General features: G+C 67.9%; 4 protein-coding genes. 3 read left to right on the top strand and 1 reads right to left on the bottom strand.

Going from position 1 to position 8,337, the window contains the following annotated elements:
* Window positions 1-64: 64 nt before the first annotated feature.
* The gene (locus DYQ94_RS20535; RefSeq protein ID WP_054591201.1) at window positions 65-1,876 is read right to left on the bottom strand and encodes a monovalent cation:proton antiporter-2 (CPA2) family protein; all 1,812 of its coding nucleotides are present in this window, start codon (window positions 1,874-1,876) and stop codon (window positions 65-67) included.
* A gap of 548 nt (window positions 1,877-2,424) precedes the next feature.
* Here DYQ94_RS20535 and mgtE point away from each other — a divergent pair.
* From mgtE to DYQ94_RS20520, 3 genes are all read left to right on the top strand, one after another.
* A complete protein-coding gene (gene mgtE / locus DYQ94_RS20530; protein ID WP_039521126.1) occupies window positions 2,425-3,792 on the top strand; it encodes a magnesium transporter in 1,368 nt (455 codons plus the stop codon).
* Window positions 3,793-4,053: 261 nt separating this feature from the next.
* Window positions 4,054-6,762 carry a bifunctional acetate--CoA ligase family protein/GNAT family N-acetyltransferase gene (locus tag DYQ94_RS20525; RefSeq protein WP_039521122.1) on the top strand — a complete coding sequence of 903 codons (2,709 nt, stop codon included), beginning with the start codon at window positions 4,054-4,056 and terminating at the stop codon, window positions 6,760-6,762.
* Window positions 6,763-6,868: 106 nt separating this feature from the next.
* Window positions 6,869-7,909, top strand: a complete 1,041-nt coding sequence (locus DYQ94_RS20520) for a DUF475 domain-containing protein (protein ID WP_046345024.1) — start codon at window positions 6,869-6,871, stop codon at window positions 7,907-7,909.
* Window positions 7,910-8,337: the final 428 nt, after the last annotated feature.

Raw genomic sequence — 8,337 nt, 5'->3', positions numbered from 1 at the left:
GCCTGCGCGCGACGGGCTTTATCGGTAACGCCCGGTCGCGCGCAGGCACGCTCCTACGAAGGGCTCAGCGATCCTGTGTGGTAGGCGCGGGCTCGCCGTCCACATCGGCCTTGATGTCGGCTTCGAACAGATTCATCAGGTCGGCGCGTGCGTCGCGCGAGGTCTGGATCACCTTGGCTTCGTCGTCGTAGACCAGGTGCTGGCGATGCAGCAACTCTTCGTCGTGCTGGCGGAAGCGTTTGACGTGATCCTTGGCGACCGCCTCGCCCAGGCCGAGCGAGGTCAGCACGCGTTCGCTCAGTTCCAGGCTGGAGGCGAACACCTCGCGGAACGGTTCGGCGCCCAGGTCCATCAGTTTCCAGGCGTGCTGGCGATTGCGTGCGCGCGCCAGCACCGTGGCCTGTGGATACAGCCGGCGGATCAGCCGCACCGTCTTGATGTTGGTGTCCGGGTCGTCCACCGCGATCACGAATACCTTGATGCGGTCGGCGCCAGCGGCGCGCAGCAGTTCCGGTCGCGTGGGGTCGCCATAGTACAGCTGGCTGCCGAAGCGGCGCAGATCTTCCACGGTGTCCGGGTTGTGTTCCAGCGCCACGAACGGCACATGCCGCGCGGTCAGCAGGCGCGCGACCACCTGACCGAAGCGGCCCATGCCGGCGACCAGCACCTTGGGCGTCTGCGCATCGATGGTGTCGAACGGGCGGTCGGACTTGGGCGCATGCAGCCGCAGCGGCCCGTTGAGGATGCGCTGCATGCCCAGCAGCAACAGCGGGGTCAGCGCCATCGACACGCCGACGACGGCCACCAGCCGGTCGTGGTTGGCGCGCTCCAGCAAGCCGACCCGATCGGCCTCGTTGAACACCACGAAGGCGAATTCGCCACCCAGCCACAACACGCTGCCCAGCATCAGGCTGCTGCGCAGCGGCAACTTCGCCACGCTGCCGATGCCGACCAGCAGCGAGAACTTGACCACCAGCAGGATCGCCACGCCGCCGGCGATCAGGCCTGGCTCGGCGACCACCCGGTTCAGATCGATGCCCATGCCGACCGAGATGAAGAACAGCCCCAGCAGCAATCCTTCGAACGGCTCGATCTGCGATTCGAGCTCATGGCGGAATTCCGAATCGGCCAGCAGCACGCCGGCGATGAAGGCGCCCAGGCTGGCGCTCAACCCGGCTTCCTGCATGATCCAGGCGGTGCCCAGCACCACCAGCAGGGCGCTGGCGGTGAACACTTCCGGCATGCGCGTGCGCGCCACCACGTTGAACAGATGGCGCAGCACGAAGCGCCCGCACAGGATCACCAGCGCCAGTGCCGCGACCGCCTTGGCCACGTCCGGCCATGCCAGCGTGGCGTTCTTGCTGCCGCCGAGCAGCGGAATGGCCGCCAGCAACGGAATGGCGATCAGATCCTGGAACAGCAGGATGGCGAACGCCAGGCGCCCGTAGTCGCTATTGAGCGCCTTGCGCTCGGCCAGCAGCTGCAGGCCCACCGCGGTGGACGACAACGCCAGCGCCACGCCGACGATCAACGCGCTCTTCCAGCCCAGGTTGCCGAGCATCAGCAGGCCACCCAGGATCAGCGTGGTCACCACCACCTGGGTGGCGCCGGCACCGAACACCGAATGACGCATCACCTTCAGGCGGGCCGGCGACAGTTCCAGGCCGATCACGAACAGCAGCATCACCACGCCGATCTCGGCCGCGCCGCTGATGCGCTCGGCATCCTGCACCACGCCCACGCCATCGGGCCCAAGCACCACACCGGCGACCAGATAGGCCAACACCGCGCCCAGGCCGAAGCGCTTGAACACCGGCACCGCCACGATGGCGGCCAGCATCAGCACCAGAGCCAGTTCCAGACCACCGCTATGCATGCACGTTCTCCGTTGAGGTTCGCATTATGCCGCCCGCGGTCGGCTGCTGGCCTGGATCGGCGTGCGCTGCGTGCAACTGTGTGGATTGGCGGTGTGCTCTGGTCCGGTGATGCAAGCCGGCAGCACCACATCGCGGGCAGCAATGCGCCACGTCGTCCGCATGACTGAGCCGCATGTCGCCAGGTCGTTCCGCATTGCATGCGTGCACGCAGCCGCCGTTGCAGGCAATGACCCACGGTCCTGGTCGGTCGCGCACGGCCGGTCGTCGGGTGCAGTGCAGTCGCTTGTCGACATGACAGGCCCGGCGTTGTGGCGTCCGCCTGGACGCCCGCTGAGCATGGCCTGCGCAGGGCATTGACCAAGCGGGCGCAGGCGCGCAGACTGCGCCGCGCTGCCGCCCGGATCACCGGTCGGTACGCACCCTTCGGAGCCCTTACTCATGTCCAGCGACAGTCACCCTAGACCCGGGTCGATGACCCAGCTGGCGCACGCCTGAGGCTCAGGTTCGCCGGCTGTCATCGACGACGGTCGTCACCAGGCGAACCACCATGTACAACGAAACCCTGCGCCTTGCCCAAGGCGTCGATGCCTTGATCGCACCCATCGCCGACTTCAACACGGCCGATGCGGTGGAATACCTCAACACCCTCGACCGCGACGAGGCCGCACAGGTGCTGGCCGCGCTGCCGCAGCCGCGTGCGGTGAAATTGCTCGAACAGCCCGAGCTGCATGCCGCCAGCGCGCTGGTCGCGTTGCTGCCGGCCGAGCAGGCCGCCTCCCTGCTCGGGCAGATGGCCGACGACCGCGCCACCGACATCTTCCATGGCCTGGATGCCGAGCAGCGCCAGCCGCTGCTGTGGCTGCTCAGTGCCGAGGCGCGGCTGTCGATCCAGGCGTTGATGCGCTACCCGCCCAATACCGCCGGCGCGCTGATGACCACCGAGTTCGTGGCGGTGCCGGCCGACTGGACGGTGGGCCGCACGCTGCAGCACATCCGCGAGGTGGAGCGCAGCCGCGAGACGGTCTATGCGATCTATCTGCTCGACCCGCACAGCCGCGTGCTGACCCAGGTGGTCACCATGCGCCGGCTGATCACCGGCGCGCCGGAGGCGCCGATCCTGGAGGTGGCGCAGGTCAATCCGCCGGTCACGGTGGACCCGGCACTGGACCAGGAAGAAGTCGCCCGCCTGATCCGCCGCCACGACCTGCTGGCGATCCCGGTGGTGGATGCGCATGGCCATGTGCTCGGCATCGTCACCGTGGACGACGTGCTGGACGCATTGATCGCCGAATCCACCGAGGACGTGCACAAGTTCGGCGGCATGGAAGCGCTGGACAAGCCCTACATGCAGATCGGCTTCGGCCAGATGATCAAGAAGCGCGCCGGTTGGCTGAGCGTGCTGTTCCTGGGCGAAATGCTCACCGCCAGCGCGATGCAGCACTTCGAGGACGAGCTGTCCAAGGCGGTGGTGCTGACCCTGTTCATTCCGCTGATCATGAGCTCGGGCGGCAACTCCGGCTCGCAGGCCACCTCGCTGCTGATCCGCTCGCTGGCACTGCGCGAGCTGCGCCTGGGCGACTGGTGGAAGGTGGCGCTGCGCGAGCTGCCGACCGGGCTCACCCTGGGCACCATCCTGGGCATCCTGGCGATCGTGCGCATCACCATCTGGCAGACCGCCGGCCTGTACGACTACGGCCCGCACTGGCAGATGGTGGCGCTGACCATCGGCGCGGCGCTGATCGGCATCGTCACCTTCGGCTCGCTGTCCGGCTCGATGCTGCCGTTCGTGCTGCAACGGCTCGGCTTCGACCCGGCCAGCGCCTCGGCGCCGTTCGTGGCCACGCTGGTGGATGTCACCGGGCTGGTGATCTATTTCAGCATTGCCGCGGCGATCTTGAGTGGCACGCTGTTGTAATCGGTTGCCTTGGAGGCCTGGCGAGCAGTCGCCAGGCCTCTATCCATGCCGGACGTGTCTCGACTGACCGGAAGGGTGAGTGCCTGCGTCCTTGGCGCATCAGGTGCATCGGCCTGGTGCATCGCCGACTCTAGCGATGCCTCTGCACCCCCGGTTGGGGGTGGTGACCCCGGCGTGACACACTCATGGTGCACAGCGCGCCGATGCCTGGATCCATCAGTGCGTGTACCGTAGCGCGATGGCATTGTTCTCTTCCGCACGATGAGTACCTACCACCTGCAGCAGGTCTTTCGTCCCACCACCGTGGCGGTGGTCGGCGGCAGTCCGCGCGATCGCTCGGCCGGGCGGGCGGTGGTGCGCAACCTGCGCGCGGCCGGGTTTCCCGGGCAGATCGGCTGGGTGAGCCCGCGCTACAGCGAGATCGATGGCGTGCGCACGGTGGCGCGGCTGACCGATCTGCCCTGGGTGCCGGACCTGGTGGTGATCACCGCGCCAGCGCGCATCGTGCCGCGCATCGTGTCGATCGCGGCGCGGCGCGGGGTGGCCGCGGCGATCATCCTCACCGCCGGGCTGGGCAGCGGCCCCGGCTCGCCGGCCGCACGCATGGAGGCGGCCGCGCGCGCCAAGGGCATGCGCATCCTCGGCCCGCACTGCCTTGGCGTGATCGCCCCGCATGCGCGGCTCAATGCCAGCATCGCCGCGCATTGCCCGCAGGCCGGCGACCTGGCGCTGATCTCCGAGTCCAGCGCGATTGCCGCCGCGCTGGTGGAATGGGGTGTGGCGCGCTCGGTCGGGTTCTCGGCGGTGGTGTCGCTGGGCGATACGCTGGATGTGGATTTCGGCGATCTGCTCGACTACTTCGCCACCGACTACCGTACCCGCGCGATCCTGCTGTATGTCGAACGCATCGGCGATGCGCGCAAGTTCATGTCGGCCGCACGCGCCGCCGCGCGCGCCAAGCCGGTGGTGGTGGTCAAGTCCGGGCGTCAGTTCCGCATCAACCCCAATGCCGACACCCACGCGCAGGCGCTGGCCGGCTCGGACGCGGTGTATGGCGCGGCATTCGCACGTGCCGGCCTGCTGCGGGTGGGCGCGCTGGACGAATTGTTCGCCGCCGCCGAAACCCTGGGCCGGCTCGGCAGTTTTCCCGGCCGGCGGCTGGCCATTCTCAGCAACGGCGGCGGGGTGGGGCAACTGGCGGTGGACCAGCTGGTGCTGCGCGGCGGCACCCTGGCCGAGCTGTCGGCCAAGACGCTGGAGCGGCTGGATCAGTCGCTGCCGCAGGGCTGGTCGCGCAGCAATCCGGTCGACATCATCGTCGATGCCGACGGGCCGCGTTATGCTGCGGCGATCGAAGCCCTGCTGGACGACCCGGAGAACGACGCGCTGCTGGTGGTCAACGTGCCCACCGCGTTCACCTCCTCGGCCGATGCGGCCAAGGCGCTGACCCGCGCGCTGGACCAACGCAACCGCTACCAGCGCGAAAAGCCGGTGTTTGCCGTATGGCTGGGCCAGGACGATGCGGCGATCGCCGCGCTCAATGCCGCGCGCGTGCCCACCTATGCCACCGAGTCGGACGCGGTGCGCGGCTTCACCCACCTGGTGCGCTACCGCGAGGCGCAGGCGGCGTTGATGGAGACCCCGCCCAGCCTGCCGGAAGATTTCGTGGTGGATGCCGGCATCGCCCGGGCGGTGGTCGACGACGCCCTGGCCGCCGGTCGGCGCTGGCTGGACCCGGTGGCCACCAACCGCCTGCTGGCCGCCTACGGCATCCCGATCGTGCCGCTGCAGGTGGCCGCCACCGCCAACGAGGCCGCATTGCTGGCCGACCCGTTACTGGCCGTCGGCCGCACGGTGACCTTGAAGGTGCTGTCCAGCGACATCGCGCACAAGTCCGATGTGGATGGCGTGCGCCTGAACCTGTCCAGCGTGGCGGCGGTGCGCGAAGCGGCGACCGGCATCCTGGCGCGTGCGCGCGCCGCGCACCCCAATGCGTTGATCGAAGGAGTGATCGTGCAGCCCACCGTGCTGCGGCCCAAGGCGCGCGAACTGATCGCCGGGATCGCCGACGACCCGGTGTTCGGCCCGGCGATCGTGTTCGGCCGCGGCGGCACCGCGGTGGAAGTGATCAACGACCGCGAGCTGGCGTTGCCGCCGCTGGATCTGCGCCTGGCCCACGAGCTGATCGGGCGCACCCGGGTGTCGCGTATCCTCAAGGCCTACCGCGATGTGCCGGCCGCCGACGAGCGCGCGGTGGCGCTGGTGCTGGTCAAGCTGGCGCAGCTGGCCGCCGACATCCCCGAGATCACCGAGCTGGACATCAACCCGCTGCTGGCCGACCGCGATGGCGTGATCGCGCTGGACGCGCGCGTGGCGGTGGCGCCCGCGCGCAAGCTGCACAAGGGCCGCGGCCATCCGCGTTTTGCGATCTTTCCGTACCCGAAGGAATGGGAGCGCCAGATCGGGCTGGGCGATGGCACGCATGCGCTGGTGCGCCCGGTGCGCCCGGAGGACGACGCGCTGTTCCGCGCGTTCTTCGCACGGGTCACCGACGAAGACCTGCGGCTGCGCTTCTTCCAGTCGGTCAAGCATTTCAGCCACGAATTCATCGCGCGGCTGACCCAGCTCGATTACGCGCGCTCGATCGCGCTGGTGGCCATCGACCCCAAGACCGGCGACATGCTCGGCGCGGTACGGCTGCATGCCGACGCCGACTACGAGCGCGGCGAATACGGCATCCTGATCCGCTCCGACCTCAAGGGCCACGGCATCGGCTGGCAGCTGATGCGCATCATGATCGAGTACGCGCGCTGGCTGGGCCTGAAGCAGATCGAAGGCCAGGTGCTGCGCGAGAACCGCACCATGCTGGCAATGTGCCAGAGCCTGGGCTTCGGGGTCCGCCCGGATCCGGACGATGCGACCCTGATGGCGGTGACACTCCCTATAATGGGCGAGCCACGCCCGGCCTGACCTCACGTCACGCCGCGGTCCCCCATCCTCCACCGCATGCCGGATCTGCCGGGCCTCACCCTGGCCGGTTGCTTCGGCTGTCGTCTCGGCCCGCCTGGGAGTGTCAATGTTCCGCGAGTTCAGAATGTCGTTGTTAGTCGCCGCCGTCTGCCTGGGCGTTGCCGCCTGGTGGGGCCACACCACCGCAATGGGACTGTGGCAGGCGCTGTGGCTGTGCCTGGTGCTGAGCGTGCTGGAGGTGTCGTTGTCGTTCGACAACGCGGTGGTCAACGCCGGCGTGCTCAAGCACATGAACGCGTTCTGGCAGAAGCTGTTCCTCACCGTCGGCATCCTGATCGCGGTGTTCGGCATGCGCCTGGTGTTTCCGATCGTGATCGTGTCGGTGGCCACCGGCATGGGCCTGGTACCAGTGATGCAGATGGCGCTGAAGGAGCCGGACCGCTACAGCCAGGTGCTGACCGACAACTACCCGTCCATTGCCGCCTTCGGTGGCATGTTCCTGTTGCTGGTATTCCTGAACTTCCTGTTCGACCAGGAGCGCAAGCTGCACTGGCTCGGCCCGGTGGAACGGCTGGTCGGCAAGCTGGGCAAGGCCGATGCGATGTCGGTGATCGTGGCGGTGACGGTGCTGCTGTGCACCAAGCTGTTCCTGCCCAATGCCATTTTTCAGAGCGTGCTGTTCGCCGGCCTGGGCGGCATCCTGCTGTACCTGCTGGTCGGCAGCGTGGATGCCTTGTTCGAGTCCGAAGAGAGCGAAGACGGCATGGGCCCGGCCAAGCGCTCGGGCATTGCTGCCTTCCTGTACCTGGAAGTGCTGGACGCCTCGTTCTCGTTCGACGGGGTGATCGGCGCGTTCGCGATCACCCGCGATGTGGTCATCATCATGCTGGGCCTGGCGATCGGTGCGATGTTCGTGCGTTCGATGACGGTCTATCTGGTGCACAAGGGCACGCTGGACGAGTTCGTGTTCCTGGAGCACGGCGCCCATTACGCCATCGGCGTGCTGGCGATCATCATGCTGGTCGGCACCGTGTACCACGTGCCGGAAGTACTCACCGGCCTGATCGGCGTGGCCTTCATCGCCGCCTCGGTGTGGTCGTCGATCCGCTACCGCAAGCGCCACCACATCGGCCCGACCGAGATCTGATCTCGCGCATGGCCGCGCTCAGGGCGTAATGCAGTTCACTTGATAGCGGCTGACAGCGTCTTCATGGCCATCGGGCGGGCGTCGCTAGTTCTGTGGCTTGGCTGCAGTGCCTTTGCACGCCCAACCTCGACGCTGTGGGTTTGCTGCAGGGCCCTTGCCCGCCCACCATCGTGGGACACGCCGCAAGTACGTCCTTGTAGGCTCTTACGCGGCATCCATGCCGCGTAAGGTCCCGCGACGGTGGGCGGACAAGGACCAGTTGAGTTGGCCGGCGCGCGTGGTTTTCGACAAAGCAACCGGCAATCGGTGCGGTGTCCTCGCCGCGCCCTCTACGCTGTGAGTTTGCTGCAGGGCCCTTGCCCGCCCACCATCGCGGGACACGCCGCAAGTACGTCCATGTAGGCTCTTACGCGGCATCCATGCCGCGT

The sequence above is a fragment of the Xanthomonas sp. LMG 8993 genome (assembly GCF_009835065.2).
Lineage (GTDB): Bacteria > Pseudomonadota > Gammaproteobacteria > Xanthomonadales > Xanthomonadaceae > Xanthomonas > Xanthomonas arboricola.
Note: the sequence above shows the minus strand (reverse complement) of the source record. Positions and strands in the feature narration are given on the sequence as shown.

Excerpts from the sequence above, each read along its gene's own strand:
- DYQ94_RS20525 (WP_039521122.1), top strand. The coding sequence starts at position 4,054 with ATGAGTACCTACCACCTGCAGCAGGTCTTTCGTCCCACCACCGTGGCG.
- mgtE (WP_039521126.1), top strand. The coding sequence starts at position 2,425 with ATGTACAACGAAACCCTGCGCCTTGCCCAAGGCGTCGATGCCTTGATC.
- DYQ94_RS20535 (WP_054591201.1), bottom strand. The coding sequence starts at position 1,876 with ATGCATAGCGGTGGTCTGGAACTGGCTCTGGTGCTGATGCTGGCCGCC.
- DYQ94_RS20520 (WP_046345024.1), top strand. The coding sequence starts at position 6,869 with ATGTTCCGCGAGTTCAGAATGTCGTTGTTAGTCGCCGCCGTCTGCCTG.